Genomic DNA, 21,769 nt, shown 5'->3' on the forward strand with positions numbered 1-21,769 from the left:
GCCCTGGTCGTGAGCGTCGTAGAAGCGGCAGAACTCGTCGATCAGCACGTTCATCGACCAACCGTCGGACACGATGTGGTGCAAGGTCAGCAGCAGCACGTGTTCCTGCTCGCCCAGTTGCAGCAGCACCACCCGCAGCAGCGGACCGTTGGCCAGGTCGAACGGCATCAGCGATTGTTCCTGGGCGGCGGCCGCCACCTGTACCTCACGCTCGTTGGCCGGCAGGGTCGACAGGTCGATGCGGCGGATCTCCAGCGGCTGTTGCAGCGGCACTTGCAGCAGGCTGTCGTCGGCCTGCTGGCGGAACACGGTGCGCAGGGTCTCGTGACGCTCGATGAGGCTGGCGAAGGCCTGCTCCAGCGCTGGCCGGTTCAGGCGCCCGGTCAGGCGCACCGCCGCCGGCAGGTTGTAGGCGCCGCTCTGCGGATCCAGGTGCCAGAGAAACCACATGCGCTGCTGGGCGTAGGACAGCGCCTGGCGATCCTCGGCCTCGACCCCGGCCGGAATCGGAAACCTTGAAAAGTCCACGCCTTCGCGTTGCAGGGCGGCGAGGAACATCTGGCGCTTTTCCAGCGGCAACCCGATAAACCGGCGAGCGAGTTTCAAGGAGTCATCAGCATTCATTTCTTGGGATCCGGATTCAGTAGGCAAGAAGCACAAAGGCACGTCGTCCCTATAAAACGAACCCAGACCTGAAAAATTAGCGATTGAGAACAACTGTCAGCGGGAAGGTAAAGCGGGGGCGCAGGAGGGAATTCTTGAAGGCGGGAGGGGTTGTCTTGCCCTTGCTCGGCGGCGCCCGGGCTGACGCCATCGCCAGCAGGCTGGCTCCCACCGGGCTGCGGTGGCCGCAGATTTTGCATTCACCCGGCACTCTGCGGGAGCCAGCCTGCTGGCGATGGCTTCAGTGAGGGCACCGCCTGCCGGACTGGAGGGGAATGTCAGGCGCTCACGGCCAGGGCATGCCGCCGGTGATGGATCTCCAGTTGGTCCTTGATCACCTTCAGCACCTTGGCCTCGTGCTCATGGATGAAGAAGTGCCCGCCGGCCAGCATGTCCACCGAGAAGCTGCCGCGGGTCTCCTTGCTCCAGCCGATCAGCTGTTCGGTGGTGGCGCGGTCGGCCTTGCCGCCCAGCACGTGCACCGGGCAGTTGAGCAAGGGGCGCTGCATAGGCTCGAAGGTGCCGCAGAGCAGGAAGTCCGCGCGCAGGATCGGCAGGGTCAGGCTCATCAACTCTTTGTTGGCCAACACTTCTTCGCTGGTGCCGTTGAGCGTGCGCAGCTGCTCGATCAGTTCGGCATCGGTCTTGGGGTCGGCGAAGCCGCGGTCGTAGTCGGCCCGCAGGGTCGGCGCCGCCGTGCCGGAGGCGAACAGCGCCACCGGCTCCGGGCAGCCCAAGGCGCGCAGGGCATGGGCCAGTTCGCAGGCCAGCAACGCGCCCAGGCTGTGGCCGAACAATGCGTACGGGGTTTTGAGCGTCGGGCGCAATTCTTTGGCCAACTGCATCGCCAGCCCCCGCATGTCGGTGTGCAGCGGCTCGTCGAACCGGGCGCCGCGCCCCGGCAGTTCCACCGGCTGCAATTGCAGCCATTGCGGCAGCTTGGGCCGCCAGCGGCTGTAGACCATGGCACTGGCGCCGGAATACGGCAGGCACAGCAGGGTCAACTTGGTCACCACGCTTCCCTCTCATGAACGTCTCTATAGAGGGGGGACGGATGGCCCGCCCGGCAAATTAGTCGGCGCCCGGTAAATTCCCCCGACAAGCGCTCGTTAACCGTTCAGACCAAAACAACAACGTCACAGCGGGGAATCACCGTGGATCTGCACAGCATTCTGGGCAAACTGTTCGCCAATGCCGGCGCCGTCGGCATCGAAGGCGTGTTCCAATTCGTGTTCGGCCCGCAGGCGGCGTACTGGGCCGAGGTCGGAACCACCAGCCGCACCGGGCCCGGGCGCCATGCCAGCCCCGATGTGACCATCGAGGTGGCGCAGCAGGATTTCCTCGGGATCATGGGCGGCACGGCCAACGTCGAGGAACTGTTCGCCAGCGGTCGCCTGAAGATCGGCGGCAACATGGGCCTGGCCACGCTGCTGCCGCAAATCATCGACCAAGCCATGCACGGCGGCGCCCCGACCGAAAAGGTCGACATGAACAAACGTTACCCGACGCCGGCGCGCGTAAGCGAGCGACTCACCGCGGGGCTGCCGGTGCAGACCCAGATCGAACGGCGCCCGCGCAGCGAATTGCCGGTGGACGAATTCAGGCGCCGCTACCTGCCCCAGGGCATTCCCGTGGTGATCAGCAATGCATTGCACGACTGGCCGCTGTTCAACCTCAGCCGTGAAGAATCGCTGGAGCACTTCGCCGAGCTGCAAGGCATCACCCGCCACGGCGACTACGTGAAGAAGACGTTCTCCACGGAGCGGGACTTTCGCTCCACATCCATGGCCGAGTTCATCGCCTCCCTCGACAGCCCGGCGGTCAAGGGCGAAAACGGCGAACCGCCGGCCTACATGGGCAACAACATCCTGCCGGCCAAGCTGATGGAACAAATCCGCCTGCCGGCCTACTTCGACGCCGGGCTGTTCATCCCGCCCCGGATCTGGATCGGCCCCAAAGGCACCCTCACGCCGCTGCACCGCGACGACACCGACAACCTGTTCGCCCAGGTCTGGGGCCAGAAGCGGTTCACCCTCGCCGCGCCCCATCACCGCGAAGCGCTGGGCACCTGGTCCACCGCGCCGGAAGGCGGCCTGGACGGCTGCGACTTCAACCCGGACGCGCCGGACTACGGGCGCTTCCCCGCCGCCCGCGACGTGACGTTCCTGCGGGTGGTGCTGGAGGCCGGGGACCTGCTGTTCCTGCCTGAGGGCTGGTTCCATCAGGTGGAGTCGGTCTCGACGTCGCTGTCGGTGAACTTCTGGGTGAATTCCGGCCGGGGCTGGTGAAGCGGCAGCCTTGACCCTGCCCGGCGGCGCCCTCGCTGACGCCATCGCCAGCAGGCTGGCTCCCACATCGGATCTGTGTCGTGCAGGCTAACCTGTGGGAGCTGGCTTGCCAGCGATGACGTCAGTATGGGCACCGCCGGACAGCGACTTCCACAGAAGATCGGGCGTTACTTGAGGTGTCGGTAGCTCTGGATCGCAGAACCCAGCACCACCGCCCCCGCCGCGATCGCCAGCCAGAACCCGCTGCGGGCGCCGAAGGCATCCACCAGCGCGCCGGAACCGGCCGCGCCCACCGCCACGCCGATGCTCAGGCCCGTGACCAGCCAGGTCAGCCCTTCGGTGAGCTTGGCCGGCGGCACGATGCGCTCGACCAGCGCCATGGCGACGATCAGGGTCGGCGAGAAGAACAGCCCGGCGATGAACACCGCCACCGACAGCCCGACGATGTTGCCCGCCAGCAACAACGGCAGCGTGGTCACTGCCGTCGCTATCCCGCCGTACATGAACAGTTGCGGCAGCGGCAGCCGCGAGCGCATCGCCCCGAACGCGATGCCGGCCAGGCACGAGCCGATGGCGTACACCGACAGCACGATGCTCGCCGCCGCCGGCTGGCCCTGCTGCTGGGCGAAGGCCACGCTGACCACATCCACCACGCCGACGATGACGCCCATCGCGACCATCAGCAGCAACAGCAGGCGGATATCCGGGGAACGGATGATCGAGCCCTGATGGTGTTCTTCATGAGGATGCACCGGCGGCTCGGTGCCGCGCTGGGCCACGAACGCCGTGACGCCCACCGCCAGCATCAGCAGCGCCGCCAGCGGCCCGGCCTCGGGGAACACCGCCACGCACAGGCCCACCGACAGCGGCGGGCCGACGATGAAGCAGACCTCGTCGAGCACCGACTCCAGCGCATAGGCGGTCTGCAACTGCGGCTGGCCGCGGTAGATCTCGGTCCAGCGCGCCCGCACCATCGCCGACATGCTCGGCATGCAGCCGGCCAACGCGGCGCAGACGAACAGCGTCCAGTACGGCATCTGCAAGCGGGTGCACAGCAGCAACATCAGCAGCGCCCCGCCGCCGATCAGCGCCGACACCGGCAGCACCCGGCCCTGGCCGAACCGGTCCACCAGCCGCGACACCTGCGGCGCACAAAACGCCGTGGCGAGCGCGAACGTCGCCGCCACCCCACCGGCCAGGCTGTAGCCGCCCTTGAGCTGGGACAGCATGGTGATCACGCCGATGCCGGTCATGGAGATCGGCATGCGCGCGATCATCCCGGCGATCACAAAATTGCGGGCGCCGGGGGCGTTGAACAGTTCGCGGTAAGGGTTGGCCATCGGGTGCGGTCTCGTCAGGGGCCTGCAACTTGCCACAAAGGCCCGTGGGCGCAAAAGCGCCGATTTGTTGGTGGAGTGTGAAGCCCGCGTCCGTCGGGCCGTTTGGCGAAACCGGTGGCGTCGGGCTATTTTTTCAACGGTACCGATCACCCGCGCCTGTTGTTCACCCGCCAGTCGGGTCAGCCGTCACGCCCAGCCGCGAAGGCCTTCATGCGAGCCAAAGCCATGGAAGAGATGCTGATCCTGGTCTCCCCCCAAGACCGCCCCACGGGCAGCGCGCCCAAGATGCAGGTGCACCGCCAAGGCCTGCGCCACCGCGCCTTTTCCATCTTCATTTTCGACCTGCACGGGCGCTTGCTGCTGCAGCGGCGCGCGGCCGGCAAATACCATTCCGCCGGCCTGTGGACCAACACCTGCTGCGGCCATCCCCGGCCGGGCGAACGCACCTCGGCGGCCGCCCGACGGCGCCTCCGGGAGGAGATGGGGCTCGACTGCGAACTGCAAGAAGTCACCGCGATGCTCTATCGCGAACAGGTGACCGACCAGCTCATCGAACATGAATACGACCACATCCTGATCGGGCTCGGCACGGCCGACCCGCAGGCCAATCCCGAAGAGGCCCAGGACTGGCAATGGCTGACGCTGGAGACGCTGACGCAGCAACTGCAAGCGGATCCGCAGCGTTTCACCGTTTGGCTGCGACGCATCGTCGAGACGTTCGGCGTCGACACCGTCGCACGCTGGGCCGAAACGGCCCGCTGCCGGCCCGCCACCTGAGAGCGGTCACACGCTGGGGGGCGGGCAGCCTCGACCGGCACCGCCACAGCGGCCGCGAACGGCTCTGGAGCGGTCTGGGTTTTCATGTTCGGGGATGAACTCTGACCGCCACGCTCCGGTCAGCTGAATACATCCCCTGCCCCGGAGCCCCCACGCCATGGCCGAGCATCAACCGGAACGCCAGAGCGCCATCGATGCCCACGGCATCATCGGCGACATGCGCAGCGCCGCGCTGGTCAACGACCAGGGCAGCGTGGATTTCTTCTGCTGGCCCGAGTTCGACAGCCCGTCGATCTTCTGCTCGCTGCTGGACACCCCCGACGCGGGGATCTTCCAGCTGGCGCCGGACCTGCCCGAGGCACGCCGGGAACAGATCTACCTGCCGGACACCAACGTCCTGCAGACGCGCTGGCTCAGTGAGCGCGCCGTGGTCGAGATCACTGACCTGCTGCCGGTCGGCGACCGCAGCGACACCTTGCCGCTGCTGATGCGCCGGGTGCGGGTGGTCAGCGGCCAGGCGACGTTCCGGTTGCGCTGCGCGGTGCGCCACGACTATGGCCGCGCCGCCACCCGCGCCCAAGTGGACAAACAGGACGTGACCTTCAGCGCCGCCGGCCAGCCGACCCTGCGCCTGACCTCGGATCAGCCGATGCGCATCGAGGCGCAGGCCGCCGTCGCCGAATTCACCCTCAAGCAGGATCAGCGCGCCGCCTTCATGCTCGGTGCCGGCGACGACCCGCGCCTGGGCGAAGACCACGGCGACCTCTACCTGGAGCGCACGCTGAAGTTCTGGCGCGACTGGCTCCGCCAATCCACCTACCGCGGACGCTGGCGGGAAATGGTCAACCGCTCGGCCCTGGCGATGAAACTGCTGACCTCCCGCGAGCACGGCGCGATCCTCGCCGCCGCCACGTTCGGCCTGCCGGAAACGCCCGCCGGCACACGCAACTGGGACTACCGCTACACCTGGATCCGCGACGCCTCCTTCACCGTGTACGCCTTCATGCGCCTGGGCTTCGTCGACGAGGCCAACGACTACATGCGCTGGCTGCGCGGCCGGGTCAGCGACTGCCGGGGCCAGCCGATGAAACTCAACATCCTGTACGCCGTCGACGGGCGTCAGGAACTGCCGGAGACCGAACTCACCCATTTGTCCGGCCACGGCGGGGCCCGGCCGGTGCGCATCGGCAACCAGGCCTATGAACAGATCCAGCTGGACATCTTCGGCGAACTGATGGACGCGGTGTACCTGGTCAACAAGTACGGCGACGCCATTTCCCACGAGGGCTGGAAGCACGTGCAGGAAGTGGTCGATCAGGTCTGTGAGACCTGGCAGAACGAAGACGTGGGCATCTGGGAAATGCGCGGTGAGCAGCATCACTTCCTGCACTCGCGGCTGATGGGCTGGGTGGCGCTGGACCGGGCCATCCGCCTGGCCTCGAAGCGTTCGCTGCCGGCGCCGTTCGCCCGCTGGGACCAAACGCGCCAGGCGATCCACAGCGACATCTGGGACAACTTCTGGAACGAAGAGCGCGGCCATTTCGTGCAGTACCTGGGCGGCACCGCCCTCGACGGCTCGATGCTGCTGATGCCCCTGGTGCGCTTCGTCAGCGCCAAGGATCCGCGCTGGCTCTCGACCCTGGACGCCATCGAACGGCACCTGGTGCGCGACGGCATGGTCTACCGCTACCGCAACGACGACACCGGCATCGACGGCCTGCCCGGCACCGAAGGTGCGTTCGCCGCCTGCTCGTTCTGGTACGTCGAATGCCTGGCCCGCGCAGGCCAAGTGGACAAGGCCCACCTGGAATTCGAACAGCTGCTGCGCTACGCCAATCCGCTGGGCCTGTACGCCGAAGAGTTCGACAGCCGCGGCCGCCACCTGGGCAACACGCCCCAGGCCCTGACGCACCTGGCGCTGATCAGCGCGGCGTGCTTCCTCGACCGCAAACTGAGCGGCGCGAAGAACTGTTGGCAACCGTAAGGCGTCATCGTTTTTCGCCAGAGACTGTCAGACATCTCCCGCATCAATCCCGGTTAGCGGAATGAATTCCTACAACAATTAAACATTTCACCCCCTCTGCGGCGAAGACTCTGGCTCCGGCAGGTGGGCGAAGCGGCCCCCTCTTTGTGCCACCGGATTTTTACTGGAACAGCGCAGGGCCCTGATCTGCGGCTATTTCGCGGTCGAGCGGGAGCCAGCGCCCTCGCCATAAGCGCACAAGTGAAGGCCTACAAATGTTCAACAAAAGTCGCGCAATGCCTCCCCCCGTAACTTGCACTTACACCCTGAAATACCTTGTTGCCAGCCGTGTCGCCCGCCCCTACCATCCACCGCAACGGGCACAGCGGAGCTGTCCAATAAAACCCGATTTCAAGGAACCAGAATGAGCCAGCGCATCCACCGTCAGATCGACGTTCCCCTTCGCACGGGCCTGACCCGCAGCCAGTTGTGGGAAGCCCACGACAAAGGCCTGATCAAATGCTGGGAGATCGGCCGCCAGCGCGCCGTGCGCTTTCCCGATCTGGCCAAGCGCTGCCTGGCCGACGAACTGCCGGTGCTGGGCTGGAAAGGCGGGGTCAGCCGCAGCCTGAAGAAGAACGAAAAGTACGGCTCCCTCAAATACCTGGCCGAATGGCAGGGCCTGCGCGGCGAGCCTCTGGACATCGACCTGGGTGAGGAACGGGCGCTGACCTGCTCACGCACCCGCATGGTGGTGACGTTCACGCCGGACCGGAGCAAGTATTTCAATCAGGTGGCGGAAGAGGCCTGACAACGAGGAGTGCCGCATGAGCCGTGACGCGATCCTGTTCAGCACAACGCCCACCCTGACCATCGCCTATGAGCAGCACGGCCCGAGCGACGGCCCTGCGGTGATTCTCCTCCACGGCTTCCCCTACTCCCCCCGCGCCTACGACGAGGTCGCCCCGGCCCTCGCCGCCGAGGGCTGCCGGGTGATCGTGCCGTACCTGCGCGGCTACGGCCCGACCCGGTTCAACCGTGCGGACACGTTGCGCTCCGGCCAACAGGCGGCGCTGGCCCAGGACCTGCTGGACCTGATGGATGCACTGGGCATCGCCCAGGCCACGCTGTGCGGCTACGACTGGGGCGGCCGGGCCGCGTGCATCGTCGCGGCGCTGTTTCCCGAGCGGGTGCGCGGGCTGGTCACCGGCGACGGCTACAACCTCCAGAACATTCCGGCCTCCGTCCGGCCGCTGGATCCGGCCACCGAGCACCTGTACTGGTATCAGTACTACTTCCACACACCCCGCGGCGTCGAAGGCCTGACGCAGAACCGGCGGGCGCTGTGCGAACTGCTCTGGCGCCTGTGGTCGCCCACCTGGGCCCGCAATGCCGAGCGCTATCCCCTGACCGCCCCGGCCTTCGACAATCCGGACTTCGTCGAAGTGGTGATCCACTCCTACCGTCACCGCTTCATGTACGCACCGGGTGATCCCGCGCTGGAGTGGATGGAAAAGGCCCTGGAGCAGCAGCCGGCGATCAGCGTGCCGACCGTTTCCCTGTGCGGCGCCGACGACGGCGTCGGCCCCGCGCCGGAGGAAGACGAAGACGCCGACCGCTTCACCGGCCCCTACGAGCGCCGGGTGCTGGCGGGCGTGGGGCACAACATTCCCGAAGAGGCGCCGCAGGAGACGCTCAGGGCGTTGCGGGATCTGTTGCGCGCCTGAGGTTCAGGTTTGGGGATGCCAGCGGGGGTCGCTTTGTAGGATTGCGCCGATCTCGTTGAAGAAGCGCTTGCGGATCTTCAATTGCAGGCCCGTTGCGGTCTCCTTGATCGTCAAGTCATTGTCTTCCGGACGTTCGCGGTACTGCACCCGCGTGAAGACCTGCGCAGCCTCGCCTTGAATGAAGTAATGGCAGGTGTGCCGCGAGTTGAGCGAAGGCAGATCGTCGACGCTCACGTCCTCACGCTTGAGCGTGCCTCCCGGTTCCTGAACCACATACAGTTCCTGATGGACGATGCCCGTCTTCGCCCCGTCCCGCACGAACCGCACAGGCATGATCATCAGGTTTGCGTCGCGGTAGAACTGCTTGCGGATATGAAAGGGCTGGGTGATTCCGACACCCTTTTCGGACACCTGAACATTCCAGTAGACGTGGGTCACATCATCCAGCTTGCGAAAGCTACCCTCGTCGAACAGCGCCACTTCATAACCTCCACCGAAGAAATTCAACAATGAGGTGGGGCTTTTCTTCAGTTCCAACTCCAGCAGCATGCCGGCAAACGCGCAGGTGGTGCTCAGGCACTTTCCCCCTTCGGCGTCCATGCCACGGTTCGCGCCCGTGACCCATTGATGGCCGTCCAGCAGCGCCTGGAACAGCGGCGCGCCGTTGCCGACCAGACGTAGGTGATCACAGTCGCAGGAGTGGCCTTCGCTCGACCTGAACTCGATGGGATAACCGCAGTTCTCGTAAACGTACCAACCCGTCAATTCCAGGTCCAGCGTCATCAGTACCGCGGGCAATCCATCGAGCAATGCTTGAACCCGATCCGGATCAAGCCCCTTGGCGGCCAGCGCCCTGAGTTCTGCGATGGCCAGCCTGGCCGCCACTTCGTTGCCCGCCCAAGTGATCGCCATGTCCTTGCTGATCACGATGACTTTCTGGGTCATGCCCGTGATCGAATAGCCCGACCCCTTGCAGAACACTTCCTCGACGTTGCCCACCGACGGGACGAACACGTCGTGCTCCCGTTCGTCACCCGACAACAACAGATCCCCCAGCACCACAGGTTGCTGATGGATGGAATAAGAAACACCCAATGTCATGACCGCCACTCCCTCCAGCATGAGCACGGCAGTGTGAGCGGGACGCCTGCCGTCATCAAGCCTGCGCCAACCCCACCGAAAACCGCTCCCGGTACGCCTGCGGCGTCACCCCCATGGCCCTCAGGAAACTGCGGCGCAGGGTCTCTTCGCTGCCGAAGCCGCAGTTGGCGGCGATCCGCTTGACCGCAAGTCCAGTGTCGCTCAGCAGCCGCCGGGCGGTTTCGACGCGGATTTGCTCGATGGCCCGGGCCGGGGTCTGGCCGGTGTCGGCGCGGTAGTGGCGCACGAAGCTGCGCTCGCTCATGCCGGCCTGCTCGGCCAGGGCGGCGATGCCCAGGTCACGGGTGAGGTTTTCGGTGATCCACACATGCAGGTTGTCGAACCGGTTGCCTTGCCGGTGCAGCGACTGGTTCTGCAGCGACAGCATCACGCTGAACTGCGACTGCCCGCCGGGCCGCTTGAGGAACACCACCAGATGGCGGGCGACCTCCAGGGCGATGTCGCGGCCCAGATCCTCCTCCACCATGGCCAGCGCCAGGTCGATGCCGGCGGTGACGCCCGCCGAGGTCCAGACCGGGCCGTCGTTGATGAAGATCGGATTGGCTTCGACCCGAAGCTTGGGGTGCTGGCGGGCCAGTTGCTCGCAGCGCGTCCAATGGGTGACCACCCGGCGTCCGTCCAGCCAGCCGCTGGCGGCCAGCAGGAAGGCGCCGGTGCACACCGACGCCACGCGCCGGCACGTGGCGGCGTGCACGCGCACCCAGTCCACCAGCGGCGCATGGTCGGCGGCCGCGTAGATGCCCCAGCCGCCGGCGATGATCAACGTGTCGCTGGGCGCCTGCGGCAACGGCTCGGCCAGCAGCGCCAGACCGGCCGACGAATTCACCGCCCCGCCGCCACTGGCGACCACCGACGGCGCATAGGGCAGCGGCTGGCCGCGCCGACGGAAGATGTCGTTGGCCGAGGCGAACACCTGCAAGGGACCTGTGACATCGAGCACCTGGACATCGGCGAACGCGAGGACATGGATGGATTTGGGCATTTGGCGAGATTCGTGGGTTGATTGGCGTATGCGCCAAACGCTACGCGCCTACAGTGAAGCCGTCCACCCCCACTACAGGAGTAAAACGCCATGACCGTGCAGATCGGCTTTCTGTTGTTTCCCCAGGTGCAGCAACTGGACCTGACCGGCCCCTACGATGTGCTGGCCTCGCTGCCGGGCGTACAGGTGCACCTGGTGTGGAAGGATCTGATTCCGGTCACCGCCAGCACCGGCCTGGTGCTCAAGCCGACCGTGACCTTCGACGACTGCCCGGCGCTCGATGTGCTGTGTGTGCCCGGCGGCGCAGGCGTCGGGCCGTTGATGGAGGACGATCAGACCTTGAGCTTCCTCAAGCGGCAGGCCGCTCAGGCCCGGTACGTGACCTCGGTGTGCACCGGCTCCCTGGTGCTCGGGGCGGCCGGCCTGCTCAAGGGCAAACGGGCGACCACCCATTGGGCCTATCACGACCTGCTGGAAACGCTGGGGGCGATCCCGGTAAAGGATCGCGTGGTGCGCGACGGCAACTTGTTCACCGGTGGCGGCATCACGGCCGGGATCGATTTTGCGCTGGTGCTGGCGGCTGAGCTGGTGGGCGCCGACACGGCGCAGCGGGTGCAGCTGCAGCTGGAATACGCGCCGGCGCCGCCGTTCGATTCGGGCAGCCCGGAACGCGCGCCCGGCCACATCGTCGAAGAAGCCGTGCGGCTCGCCGCTCCGTCGCTGAGCAAGCGGCGGGAAATCACCGAACGCGCTGCGGCGAAGCTTGGCTTGCGCTGAACCACCAGGATTCATTATCTGCCCCAGCCCTGCGGCGCCTTGGCGGACGCCATCGCCAGCAGGCTGGCTCCCGCAGTTATCCCGTTTGACTGAAAAATCTGCGGCCACCGCAAAACCCTGTGGGAGCAACTGTCTTGCTTCTGCCCTGCGGCGCCTGGACTGCCGCCATCGCTGGCAAGCCAGCTCCCACAGAGTTCTCGATTGAATGCAAAGTGAGGAGGCACCGCAAAACCCTGTGGGCGCGGGCTTGCCCGCGATGACGGTCTGTCAGCCTCCAACATGGATGCTGACATGCCACCCACGCGGGCAATCCCTGTCCCAGAGGTACAACCTGCATACCGGGACTCTGCGCATCTTCACTTGTCCCCCCGTGCCTTGCCGTGTAGAAAGCAACCCCACATTCTGCGCACAAGGACTTCCCATGCCTGCCTTGCCATGGCTCTATCTCGGCCTTCTCGGCCTCGGTTACGGATGGGCGCTGAGCGTCGGCGCCCTCGGTTGGCTGGCGCTCATTTCCGTGGGCCTGTTGCTGGCCGCCGGTTTCGCCGTCCGCCAGCAGCACCTGCCGGTGGCCCGTTACCTCGGCCACGGGCTGTTTGTCGTGCTGGCGCTGGCGTTGGCCCTGCACTGGCTGCCGGGCTTTCACAACGGTCGGGCCATCGAGCCGCAACGCTTCACCGACGACGCCGTGCCGTTCTCGATGTACCTGAACCTGGACAAACCCCTGATCGGCTTCTGGCTGCTGCTGGCCTGCCCGTGGATCGTCGCGCGCAGGCCGCTGCGCCTGCAGGTGTACGCCGCCGCGCTGGCCTTGGTGCTGACCGTGGTGCTGGCTCTGGGCGGCGCGCTGGCGCTCGGCATCATCGCCTGGACGCCGAAGTGGCCGGACCAGGCCTGGCTGTGGGTGCTGAACAACCTGCTGCTGGTGACGCTGGTGGAGGAAGCGCTGTTTCGCGGCTATATACAGGGCGGCCTGAGCCAGCGCTTCAAGTCCCTGCCCTACGGCGACAACCTCGCGCTGCTGCTGGCGTCGCTGCTGTTCGGCCTGGCGCACATCGGCGCCGGCTGGACGTGGGTGCTGCTGGCGAGCCTGGCGGGGGTCGGCTATGGTCTGGCCTACCGTTTCGGCGGCCTGGGCGCGGCGATCTCCACGCATTTTGCGCTGAACCTGCTGCATTTCGGACTGTTCACCTACCCGATGCTCGCCGGGTGAGGCAAGCCCCGTTTTGCGACGCCGTACTGATTAATGAAAAAAAACTTCAATAAACGGCCAAGCCCGCCGACAACCTTTCAAAGCCTTGCGGATTGAAAAACCATGCGTAATAACCAGCCCATTACACAGCGCGAACGGACTTTCCCGGCTCAGCAACGGTTGATCTCCACAACCGACGCCAAGGGCGTGATCACCTACTGCAACGACGCTTTCGTCGAAATCAGCGGGTTCTCGCGCGAGGAACTGATCCGTGCGCCGCACAACCTGGTCCGTCACCCCGACGTCCCGGCCGCGGTGTTTTCGCACATGTGGGGCACACTGAAACAAGGCTTGCCATGGATGGGCATTGTCAAGAACCGCTGCAAGACCGGTGACCACTATTGGGTCAACGCCTATGTGACACCGGTGTTCGAAGGCAGTCAGGTGGTCGGCTACGAATCGGTGCGGGTCAAACCCACCGCCGAGCAGATCCGCCGTGCCGAAGCGCTCTACCAACGCATCAACCAGGGCAAGTCGGCGATTCCCAAAGCGGACAAATGGCTGCCGGTGCTCCAGGACTGGCTGCCGTTCATCCTGGTCAGCCAGCTGAGCTTCATGATCGGCGCCACGCTCAACTCCCAGTGGGGCTTCGCCCTCGCCGCCGGCCTCTCGGTGCCGCTGGGCCTGATGGGCCTGCAATGGCAGCAGCGCGGCCTCAAGCGCCTGCTGCGCCTGGCCGAGCAGACCACCTCCGACCCGCTGATCGCGCAGATGTACACCGACAGCCGCGGCGCCCAGGCGCGCCTGGAGATGTCGATCCTCAGCCAGGAAGCGCGCCTGAAGACCTGCCTGACCCGCCTGCAGGACACCGCCGAGCACTTGACCGATCAGGCCAAGCAGTCCGACGCCCTGGCGCACAACAGCTCCAGCGGCCTGGAACGCCAGCGCGTGGAGACCGAACAGGTCGCCACCGCCGTCAACCAGATGGCCGCCACCACCCAGGAAGTGGCCAGCCACGTGCAGCGCACCGCCGACGCCACCCAGGAAGCCAATCGCCTGACCGGCCGCGGCCGCGACATCGCCGGCGAAACCCGCGAAGCCATCCAGCGCCTGTCGGTGGTGGTGGGCGAAACCGGCCTGACCGTGACCCAACTGGCCCGGGACAGCGACGAGATCGGCGGCGTGGTAGACGTGATCAAAGGCATCGCCGACCAGACCAACCTGCTGGCGCTCAACGCCGCCATCGAAGCGGCCCGCGCCGGCGAGATGGGCCGCGGCTTCGCCGTGGTGGCCGACGAAGTCCGCCAACTGGCGCAGCGCACCAGCGAATCCACCGGGCAGATCCACGCCCTGATCGCCAAGCTGCAACAGACCGCCACCAGCGCCGTACAGACCATGGAAGCCGGGCACCGCCAGGCCGAAGAAGGCGTGGCGCGGGTGCTGGAAGCGGACCAGGCCCTGGTGGGCATCAGCGAAGCGGTGGCCAACATCACCGACATGACCACCCAGATCGCCGCCGCGACCGAAGAGCAAAGTGCCGTGGCTGAAGAAATCAGCCGCAACATCAGCAACATCTCGGAACTGGCGGATCAGACCTCGGAACAGGCTCACAACTCGGCGCTGCTGAGCGAAGAGCTGACGAAGACGGCGAACACGCAGTACTCGTTGGTGGAGCGGTTTAACCGCTGATTGGACTGGCAACAAGAAAACCCGGACAGCGAACGCTTCCGGGTTTTTTATTGCCAATCTGGAATCAAGGCTGACGGGTGAATCGCCATCGCGAGCAGGCTCACTCCTACAAGGGAAATGCGTCGTACACAAATCCACTGTAGGAGCGAGCCTGCTCGCGATGAGGCCAAAACAGCCAGCGAAATTATTGTGGCAACTTCAGCTTATCCAGCAGTCGATTGACCAACAGTTCGTTGAGCATGATCAGCTGTTGCAGCGCCAGCAGCGGTTTACGCTCCGGGCCTCTCGCCGAGTTCGCGATGTTGCCGGCCATGGCGTTGGCCGTCGACAGCGACTCGCAGGCTTCGACCAGCAGCGTTTCGTCATCCAGCGTGGGATCGACGAAGTAGATGGGACGGGCCTTCGGGGGGAAGTATTCCGGGATTTCAGGGCCCAGGTAATAGTCGAGTGCGCGGTCGACGGCTTCTTTTGTCTTTTGAGACTCAAGCTTGGGGTCGTGGGAGGTTGGATCGGTTTCTGGCGGGTTGGGTGTGGCTTTGAACATGGATGTAACTCCTATCGCAGATTTCAAGGAGCCTTCACCCACGCTACCAAACGATGGGTGGCGGCCATACGCGGGTTGGTAGACCGGCTGCAATAGGAACCCGGCGCTCACGAATGAGCCCCACGCATGACCACCATGAAAACGAGCCCACACAAAAGGGGACTGCTTACGGTGTTGCCACACAGCTATTACAGACGGGCTACCAAACCCGATCACTGTTCTCAGTGACAGGGACACGATAGAGCCCTCTCCAAGCCGCGTAAGCCGGCGGATTCTGGCGTAGGCGTAGGCAACGACGCAAGGCATTGTGGCCCTTATGGCGTAACGTCCCGTGTACTTTCAACGCGCCCGCAGAATTGCGTTTACACCCTCCCCGCCCGACAGCCAAACCAGAATCGACTGACTTGCGTGCCGAAGGAGCAGGCGCCATCGTTCGCACTCATCAAGAACTCAAAATCGGGCGGCGCCAATGACCACCATCAGAAAGAACGACGAAAAGACGGTTTGCGATCAGTTGAGTTTTCTCGATGTCCGGCAAGCCGCGAGTGATGGGAAGAAAGCGTTCGATGAGTTTGTGACGTCCGGCAAGTTGCCTGTTACGGAGCAGCAGAATTTGGCATTGCTGAATGGTTCAGGCTCATTGCCCGTTGGCGGAGCGGGTTAATCGTTGATTGAATGGGAGATAACAAAAAACCGGATAGCGTGAGCCATCCGGTTTTTTTTGATTGGGCGTTGATCACGGTAACCTGCGATTACTGCAGCAAGCGCAGCCTGTCTAGCAGTCGATTCACCAACAACTCGTTCAACATGATCAGCTGTTGCAGCGCCAGCAGCGGTTTACGCTCCGGGCCTCTCGCCGAGTTCGCGATGTTGCCGGCCATGGCGTTGGCCGTCGACAGCGATTCGCAGGCTTCGATCAGCAGCGTTTCGTCATCCAGCGTGGGATCGACGAAGTAGATGGGACGGGCCTTCGGAGGGAAGTACTCCGGGATTTCAGGGCCCAGGTAATAGTCGAGTGCGCGGTCGACGGCTTCTTTTGTCTTTTGAGACTCAAGCTTGGGGTCGTGGGAGGTTGGATCTGTAGCTGGAGGGTTGGGCGTAGCTTTGAACATAGATAAGACTCCAATTCGAAAAATGGGAGCCATCACCCTCGCTACCAAACGGCGGGCGGTGGCCATGCGCGGGTTGGTAGACCGGTCGAATTGGAAAACCCGGCGCTCACGAATGAGCCCCACGCACGTCCACCATAGAACGCTGAACCAAAAAAGAGGCAGCATTGACGGTGTCGCTGTCATCACAACTCGAAGCGGGCTACCAAACCCGATCACTGTTTCTCAGTGACAGGGACACGATAGAGCCCTCTCCAAGCCGCGTAAGCCGGCGGATTCTGGCGTAGGCGTAGGCAACGACGCAAGGCACTGTGGCCCTTATGACGTAACGCCTCGTGTACTTTAAACGCGCTCACGAAATCATGTTTACGCGCATGAAAACGCCAGACACGCCTCTCTTCTGACGTCGCCTGGCTGCCGCCTTCACAGGCAAAACACCTGTCAGGTTTGACAGTAGACGCCCGCCCTATCAGTGGATATTAAGTGCGTGACCGTTAGAGCAGTCGGTCGAACATCATCCAAATCTGAGAAGGAAGGTGCCCAAATGACTGCGCAAACCCTGCTGATCGCAAAAAAGCCCAAGGCCAAGCATGACAGCTCTTTTAAGTGGACTTACGGTGATATCGAAAAGACTGCTGAATTCAGCGAATTCTATAGGTTCCTGTTTCCCGGAGATGGCAAGTACTACTGGTCAATCAGCGGCGGAACGGGGACGTCTGAAGCCGAGGACTATTTCAGCTTCAGCTTCACCCTGCCCTATGAGGGGGACGAATCGCTCGTCGGCACCTACAACCTGGAAAATGGCCTCACATGCACACACGTCCACTCCATCCCCGCCCCGCCCGGGTTCGAAGGTTTCCATGCTGAGGATGCCGATTCGGCAACCCTGGAGATCAGCGAATATAACCTTGTCACAAAAGTCGTCAAAGGCAATTTCAAGGCACTGTTCAAAAGCCATGGCTATCGCCTTTTTCCGGAGGGGGAATTCACCCTGACGCAATTTACTAACAAGGAAGAAAGCTGAGGCATCGTGAGGGCCACTTCGCTTTGCCGCTGTCAGGAACGTCTTGATCCGACACGGCGGCGCCTGGGCTGACGCCATCGCCAGCAGGCGGGCCCCCACAGGGATAGGCGCACGACGCAGATCCCGTGTGGGAGGCCCTCACGCTCACCGAAGAAACGCAGCCACCTTCCCCGCCGCCGTCGCCAAGTGCTGCTCATGGCTGAACCCCGACGCCTTCAGCGGCTTCAGGTCATGATCCCCCGCCGCCAACCAACACAGCTCGACACTCGGCGATAACGCATACCCCTCGACTGTCTCGCGATTGCCAAGCGCATCCCGCTCCCCCTGAACAATCAACGTCCGCGTCTGCAAAGCCGCCAGATGCTCCACCCGCGGTTTCTCAGGCTTGCCCGCCGCATAGAACGGATACCCCAGGCACACCAGCGCATCCGCGCCCAGCTCATCGGCCAGCAGGCTGGCCATGCGCCCGCCCATGGACTTGCCGCCGATGGCCAGCGGGCCGGCGGCATGTCGTCGCACGTCGGCGTACACCCCGCGCCAGCATTCCAGCAGTTTTGCCGCCGGGTTCGGCGGGCGTTTGCCGCCGTCGACGCGGCGCTGGGCCATGTAGGGGAATTCGAAACGCAGCACGTTGACGCCATGCGCGGCGAGGCGCCGGGCCATGTCGGTCATCCAGTCGCTGTCCATCGGCGCGCCGGCGCCATGGGCGAGGATCAACGTCGCGTGAGCCTCGCCCGCAGCCGCGTCCCACAGCCATCCATGATCCCGCACGCACTGCGCCCATTGATCCCCGTCAATACTGGCCTTGTGCTGTTTGTCCATGCTTGCCTCGCTTTTAGTCTGCCTATAACTCCAGGCGAAGGGCGCGCGGCTTTTCTGCACGCGCGTGCTCTTCGGCTGAACCGTGGATGGGGAACCATGAACACTTCTATCAGTACCGCCTACAACTACAAGGTGGTCCGCCAATTCGCCATTATGACGGTGGTGTGGGGCATCGTCGGCATGGGCCTCGGGGTTTTTCTCGCGGCCCAATTGGTCTGGCCCGAACTCAACTTCAACCTGCCGTGGACCAGCTTCGGCCGCCTGCGCCCGCTGCACACCAACGCGGTGATCTTCGCGTTCGGCGGCTGTGCCTTGTTCGCCAGTTCGTTCTACTCGGTCCAGCGCACCTGCCAGACCCAACTGTTCGCGCCGAAGATCGCCGCGTTCTGCTTCTGGGGCTGGCAACTGGTGATCCTGCTGGCGGCCATCAGCCTGCCGCTGGGCTACACCAGCTCCAAGGAATACGCCGAGCTGGAATGGCCGATCGACATCCTGATCACCATCGTCTGGGTCGCCTACGCCATCGTGTTCTTCGGCACGGTGATGAAGCGCAACACCAAGCACATCTATGTGGGCAACTGGTTCTTCGGCGGCTTCATCATCACCGTGGCGATCCTGCACATCGTCAACAACCTTGAGTTGCCGGTGAGCCTGACCAAGTCCTATTCGGTGTACGCCGGCGCCACCGACGCCATGGTGCAATGGTGGTACGGCCACAACGCCGTGGGCTTCTTCCTCACCGCGGGCTTCCTGGGGATGATGTACTACTTCGTGCCGAAACAGGCCGAACGTCCGGTGTACTCGTATCGCCTGTCGATCGTGCACTTCTGGGCGCTGATCACCCTGTACATCTGGGCAGGCCCCCACCACCTGCACTACACCGCGCTGCCGGACTGGGCGCAGTCGCTGGGCATGGTGATGTCGCTGGTGCTGCTGGCCCCGAGCTGGGGCGGCATGATCAACGGCATGATGACCCTCTCGGGCGCCTGGCATAAGCTGCGCAGCGACCCGATCCTGCGCTTCCTCGTGGTCTCCCTGGCGTTCTACGGCATGTCGACCTTCGAAGGCCCGATGATGGCCATCAAGACCGTCAACGCCCTCTCCCACTACACCGACTGGACCATCGGCCACGTGCACGCCGGCGCCCTCGGCTGGGTGGCGATGATCTCCATCGGCGCGCTGTACCACATGATCCCGAAAGTCTTCGGCAAGGAGCAGATGCACAGCATCGGCCTGATCAACGCGCACTTCTGGCTCGCCACCATCGGCACCGTGCTGTACATCGCCTCGATGTGGGTCAACGGCATCGCCCAGGGCCTGATGTGGCGTGCGGTGAACGAGGACGGCACCCTGACCTACTCCTTCGTCGAGACCCTGGTGGCCAGCCACCCAGGCTTCGTCGTACGGCTGGTCGGCGGCGCGATCTTCCTCAGCGGCATGCTGCTGATGGCTTACAACACCTGGCGCACCGTGCGGGCCTCGCAGCCTGCAGACGTCGTTGCCGCCGCGCAGATGGCCTGAGGAGTCCGCCATGAAACACGAAACGATTGAAAAGAACGTCGGCCTCCTGATGCTGCTGATGGTGTTCGCCGTGAGCATCGGCGGCCTGACCCAGATCGTCCCGCTGTTCTTCCAGGACGTGACCAACAAGCCGGTCGAAGGCATGAAGCCCTACACCGCGCTGCAGCTGGAAGGCCGCGACATCTACATCCGCGAAGGGTGCGTGGGCTGCCACTCGCAGATGGTCCGTCCGTTCCGCGCCGAGACCGAACGCTACGGCCACTACTCGGTAGCCGGCGAAAGCGTGTGGGATCACCCGTTCCTGTGGGGCTCCAAGCGCACCGGCCCGGACCTGGCCCGCGTCGGCGGCCGCTACTCCGACGACTGGCACCGCGCGCACCTGTACAACCCGCGCAACGTGGTGCCGGAGTCGAAGATGCCGGCCTACCCGTGGCTGGTGACCCAGGCGGTCGACAGCAGCCACACCGAAACCAAGCTCAAGGCCATGCGCACCCTCGGCGTGCCGTACACCGACGACGACATCGGCGGCGCGGTGGCCAGCCTCAAGGGCAAGACCGAAATGGACGCCCTCGTCTCCTACCTGCAAGTGCTCGGCACTGCGATCAAGAGCAAGAGGTGAGCCATGGTCATTGAAATGAGCACAGGGCTGATCCGCGGCCTGGGCACCGTTGTCGTGTTCGTGGCCTTCGTCGGCCTGACCCTATGGGTGTTCAACGGCAAGCGCCAGCCGGAATTCGCCGAAGCGCGCCTGCTGCCGTTCGCCGACGAGCCGCAACCCGACACCCCCCAAGAATCTGCACCAACAAGGAGTACCCGGCCATGACCACCTTCTGGAGTACGTGGATCTGCGTACTGACCATCGGCAGCCTGATCGGCCTGACCTGGCTGCTGGTCGGCACCCGCCGGGGCGAGACCAAAGGCAGCGTCGACCAGACCATGGGCCACAGCTTCGACGGCATCGAGGAGTACGACAACCCGCTGCCTCAGTGGTGGTTCATGCTGTTCGCCGGCACCCTGGTGTTTTCCGTGGGCTACCTGATCCTGTATCCGGGCCTGGGCAACTGGAAAGGCATCCTGCCCGGCTACGAGAACGGCTGGACCGGCGAGCATGAGTGGGAAAAGGAAATGGCCAAGGCCGACGCCAAGTTCGGGCCGATCTTCGCCAAGTTCGCGGCGATGCCGGTGGAAGAAGTGGCGAAGGATCCCCAGGCGCTGAAGATGGGCGGCCGCCTGTTCGCCTCCAACTGCTCGGTGTGCCACGGCTCCGACGCCAAGGGCGCTTTCGGCTTCCCCAACCTGACCGACAGCGACTGGCGCTGGGGCGGCAGCGCCGACACCATCAAGGCCACCATCATGGGCGGGCGGATGGCGGCGATGCCGGCCTGGGGCGAAGTGCTGGGCGAGGCCGGCGTGAAGAACGTCGCTGCGTACGTGCGCCATAGCCTGGCCGGCCTGCCGCTGCCGGCGGACAGCAAGGCCGACCTGCAGGCCGGGCAGCAAGCGTTCAGCACCACCTGTGTCGCCTGCCACGGGGCCAACGGCCAGGGCACCGAAGCCATGGGCGCGCCGAACCTGACGCACCCGGCCGGCTTCATCTACGGCACCGGCCTGACCCAACTGGAGCAGACCATCCGCCATGGCCGCCAGGGCCACATGCCGGCACAGAGCGAACTGCTCGGCAACGATAAAGTGCAGTTAGTGGCCGCTTATGTGTACAGCCTGTCGCACAAACTGAATACAGAGAACCTGCAAGCCGAAGGCAAAAAAGAGTAGTCCCTGCCCCTCCACTGCCGCCTCCGTCCGGATGCGGCAGTTCCCTTCCCCTTTGCGACCCATTGTCGCACCCTGTCTGGCGCCTGCCTTTCGAATCCCCGGATTCACGACTACGCTTGCTCGATGCGGACCGGTCCGTGCCGGTTCCAGGTCGACCCCAACGGATGTGTTCGACGAATCGGCTGACGGGATGGCCGCAAGCGCCGGTGAATACCGGCTGTCGTGCCGAATGCCGTCCGTCGCCCGAACCGGGCTTTTGAACACACCCCGTTACAGGTGCTCTGGACCGATCACTTTTCCGCTCCGCCGGGACATTTTTCCCGAGGGTGATTTTGTCCCTACGCGGAACATGGAAAGGCCGCAGAATCAGCGTTGGAAAGCATTGACCCAGGTCATGGCGCGTTGCATTGACCCCCT

22 protein-coding genes (1 of these 22 cut by a window edge) are annotated in these 21,769 nt (G+C 64.4%); 14 read left to right on the forward strand and 8 right to left on the reverse strand.

The genetic code is table 11. The features are described 5' to 3' along the window. Positions 1–624, reverse strand: the beginning of a protein-coding gene (locus CAG33_RS09770) for a non-ribosomal peptide synthetase (protein ID WP_085638155.1). It extends 11,787 nt beyond the left edge of the window; 624 of the gene's 12,411 nt are visible here — the first part of the coding sequence; it begins with the start codon at positions 622–624; its stop codon lies beyond the left edge, outside the window. Between the two features lie 317 nt (positions 625–941). Then, complete coding sequence (locus CAG33_RS09775) at positions 942–1,679, reverse strand: thioesterase II family protein (protein WP_085638158.1); 738 nt, start codon at positions 1,677–1,679, stop codon at positions 942–944. Positions 1,680–1,817: 138 nt separating this feature from the next. Here CAG33_RS09775 and CAG33_RS09780 point away from each other — a divergent pair, with 138 nt between their 5' ends. Then, on the forward strand, positions 1,818–2,951 hold the full coding sequence (locus tag CAG33_RS09780) for a cupin-like domain-containing protein (protein WP_085577542.1): 1,134 nt from the start codon (positions 1,818–1,820) through the stop codon (positions 2,949–2,951). A 167-nt stretch (positions 2,952–3,118) separates the two neighbouring features. On the opposite strand, the gene CAG33_RS09785 is transcribed toward CAG33_RS09780, so the two are convergent. Next, positions 3,119–4,291 carry an MFS transporter gene (locus CAG33_RS09785; RefSeq protein ID WP_085577543.1) on the reverse strand — a complete coding sequence of 391 codons (1,173 nt, stop codon included), beginning with the start codon at positions 4,289–4,291 and terminating at the stop codon, positions 3,119–3,121. A gap of 210 nt (positions 4,292–4,501) precedes the next feature. Between CAG33_RS09785 and idi the strand changes: the two genes are divergently transcribed. The 4 genes from idi to CAG33_RS09805 all read left to right on the forward strand — a co-directional run bounded on the left by idi (position 4,502) and on the right by CAG33_RS09805 (position 8,758). Then, positions 4,502–5,068: an isopentenyl-diphosphate Delta-isomerase gene (idi, locus tag CAG33_RS09790; RefSeq protein ID WP_256576728.1), complete on the forward strand. Its 567-nt coding sequence runs from the start codon at positions 4,502–4,504 to the stop codon at positions 5,066–5,068. Positions 5,069–5,225: 157 nt separating this feature from the next. Further along, entirely contained in the window at positions 5,226–7,052 is a 1,827-nt protein-coding gene (locus CAG33_RS09795) for a glycoside hydrolase family 15 protein (protein ID WP_085638161.1), read from the forward strand. A 403-nt stretch (positions 7,053–7,455) separates the two neighbouring features. Further along, positions 7,456–7,842 carry a hypothetical protein gene (locus CAG33_RS09800; RefSeq protein ID WP_085577545.1) on the forward strand — a complete coding sequence of 129 codons (387 nt, stop codon included), beginning with the start codon at positions 7,456–7,458 and terminating at the stop codon, positions 7,840–7,842. A gap of 16 nt (positions 7,843–7,858) precedes the next feature. Then, entirely contained in the window at positions 7,859–8,758 is a 900-nt protein-coding gene (locus tag CAG33_RS09805) for an alpha/beta fold hydrolase (RefSeq protein ID WP_085631396.1), read from the forward strand. A 3-nt stretch (positions 8,759–8,761) separates the two neighbouring features. Here the strand turns inward: CAG33_RS09805 and CAG33_RS09810 are convergent, their stop codons facing one another. Both CAG33_RS09810 and CAG33_RS09815 read right to left on the reverse strand, forming a co-directional pair. Then, a complete protein-coding gene (locus CAG33_RS09810; protein ID WP_085577547.1) occupies positions 8,762–9,859 on the reverse strand; it encodes a hypothetical protein in 1,098 nt (365 codons plus the stop codon). Positions 9,860–9,914: 55 nt separating this feature from the next. Further along, positions 9,915–10,901 (reverse strand): GlxA family transcriptional regulator, encoded by a 987-nt coding sequence (locus CAG33_RS09815; protein ID WP_085631391.1) that lies wholly within the window; start codon positions 10,899–10,901, stop codon positions 9,915–9,917. A gap of 90 nt (positions 10,902–10,991) precedes the next feature. Between CAG33_RS09815 and inhA the strand changes: the two genes are divergently transcribed. From inhA to CAG33_RS09830, 3 genes are all read left to right on the forward strand, one after another. Further along, on the forward strand, positions 10,992–11,678 hold the full coding sequence (gene inhA / locus CAG33_RS09820; protein WP_085638167.1) for an isonitrile hydratase: 687 nt from the start codon (positions 10,992–10,994) through the stop codon (positions 11,676–11,678). A gap of 421 nt (positions 11,679–12,099) precedes the next feature. Beyond that, complete coding sequence (locus CAG33_RS09825) at positions 12,100–12,891, forward strand: CPBP family intramembrane glutamic endopeptidase (protein ID WP_085638170.1); 792 nt, start codon at positions 12,100–12,102, stop codon at positions 12,889–12,891. Between the two features lie 102 nt (positions 12,892–12,993). Beyond that, positions 12,994–14,559 (forward strand): PAS domain-containing methyl-accepting chemotaxis protein, encoded by a 1,566-nt coding sequence (locus CAG33_RS09830; protein ID WP_085577551.1) that lies wholly within the window; start codon positions 12,994–12,996, stop codon positions 14,557–14,559. A 184-nt stretch (positions 14,560–14,743) separates the two neighbouring features. Here CAG33_RS09830 and CAG33_RS09835 read toward each other — a convergent pair whose 3' ends face one another. Beyond that, positions 14,744–15,103 carry a DUF6124 family protein gene (locus CAG33_RS09835; protein ID WP_085631389.1) on the reverse strand — a complete coding sequence of 120 codons (360 nt, stop codon included), beginning with the start codon at positions 15,101–15,103 and terminating at the stop codon, positions 14,744–14,746. A 469-nt stretch (positions 15,104–15,572) separates the two neighbouring features. On the opposite strand from CAG33_RS09835, the gene CAG33_RS09840 reads away from it, so the two are divergent. Further along, on the forward strand, positions 15,573–15,767 hold the full coding sequence (locus CAG33_RS09840) for a hypothetical protein (protein ID WP_085631387.1): 195 nt from the start codon (positions 15,573–15,575) through the stop codon (positions 15,765–15,767). Between the two features lie 88 nt (positions 15,768–15,855). Here the strand turns inward: CAG33_RS09840 and CAG33_RS09845 are convergent, their stop codons facing one another. After that, a complete protein-coding gene (locus CAG33_RS09845; protein WP_085638174.1) occupies positions 15,856–16,215 on the reverse strand; it encodes a DUF6124 family protein in 360 nt (119 codons plus the stop codon). 541 nt (positions 16,216–16,756) lie between these two features. On the opposite strand from CAG33_RS09845, the gene CAG33_RS09850 reads away from it, so the two are divergent. Beyond that, positions 16,757–17,236, forward strand: a complete 480-nt coding sequence (locus tag CAG33_RS09850; protein ID WP_085577553.1) for a hypothetical protein — start codon at positions 16,757–16,759, stop codon at positions 17,234–17,236. 144 nt (positions 17,237–17,380) lie between these two features. Here the strand turns inward: CAG33_RS09850 and CAG33_RS09855 are convergent, their stop codons facing one another. Beyond that, a complete protein-coding gene (locus CAG33_RS09855) occupies positions 17,381–18,058 on the reverse strand; it encodes an alpha/beta family hydrolase (protein ID WP_085638176.1) in 678 nt (225 codons plus the stop codon). A 96-nt stretch (positions 18,059–18,154) separates the two neighbouring features. Between CAG33_RS09855 and ccoN the strand changes: the two genes are divergently transcribed. Genes ccoN through ccoP form a run of 4 tightly spaced genes read left to right on the forward strand, consistent with a single transcriptional unit; the run spans position 18,155 to position 21,352 of the window. Next, on the forward strand, positions 18,155–19,579 hold the full coding sequence (ccoN, locus tag CAG33_RS09860; RefSeq protein WP_085577555.1) for a cytochrome-c oxidase, cbb3-type subunit I: 1,425 nt from the start codon (positions 18,155–18,157) through the stop codon (positions 19,577–19,579). Positions 19,580–19,589: 10 nt separating this feature from the next. Beyond that, complete coding sequence (gene ccoO, locus CAG33_RS09865; RefSeq protein WP_085577556.1) at positions 19,590–20,198, forward strand: cytochrome-c oxidase, cbb3-type subunit II; 609 nt, start codon at positions 19,590–19,592, stop codon at positions 20,196–20,198. Positions 20,199–20,201: 3 nt separating this feature from the next. After that, on the forward strand, positions 20,202–20,402 hold the full coding sequence (locus CAG33_RS09870; RefSeq protein ID WP_085577557.1) for a cbb3-type cytochrome c oxidase subunit 3: 201 nt from the start codon (positions 20,202–20,204) through the stop codon (positions 20,400–20,402). Then, positions 20,399–21,352, forward strand: a complete 954-nt coding sequence (gene ccoP / locus CAG33_RS09875) for a cytochrome-c oxidase, cbb3-type subunit III (protein WP_085638178.1) — start codon at positions 20,399–20,401, stop codon at positions 21,350–21,352. Before CAG33_RS09870 ends, ccoP begins: the two co-directional genes overlap by 4 nt. Positions 21,353–21,769 lie beyond the last annotated feature (417 nt).

Origin of the sequence: Pseudomonas sp. B3(2017) (genome assembly GCF_002113595.1) — a bacterium.
Classification (GTDB): domain Bacteria; phylum Pseudomonadota; class Gammaproteobacteria; order Pseudomonadales; family Pseudomonadaceae; genus Aquipseudomonas; species Aquipseudomonas ekonensis.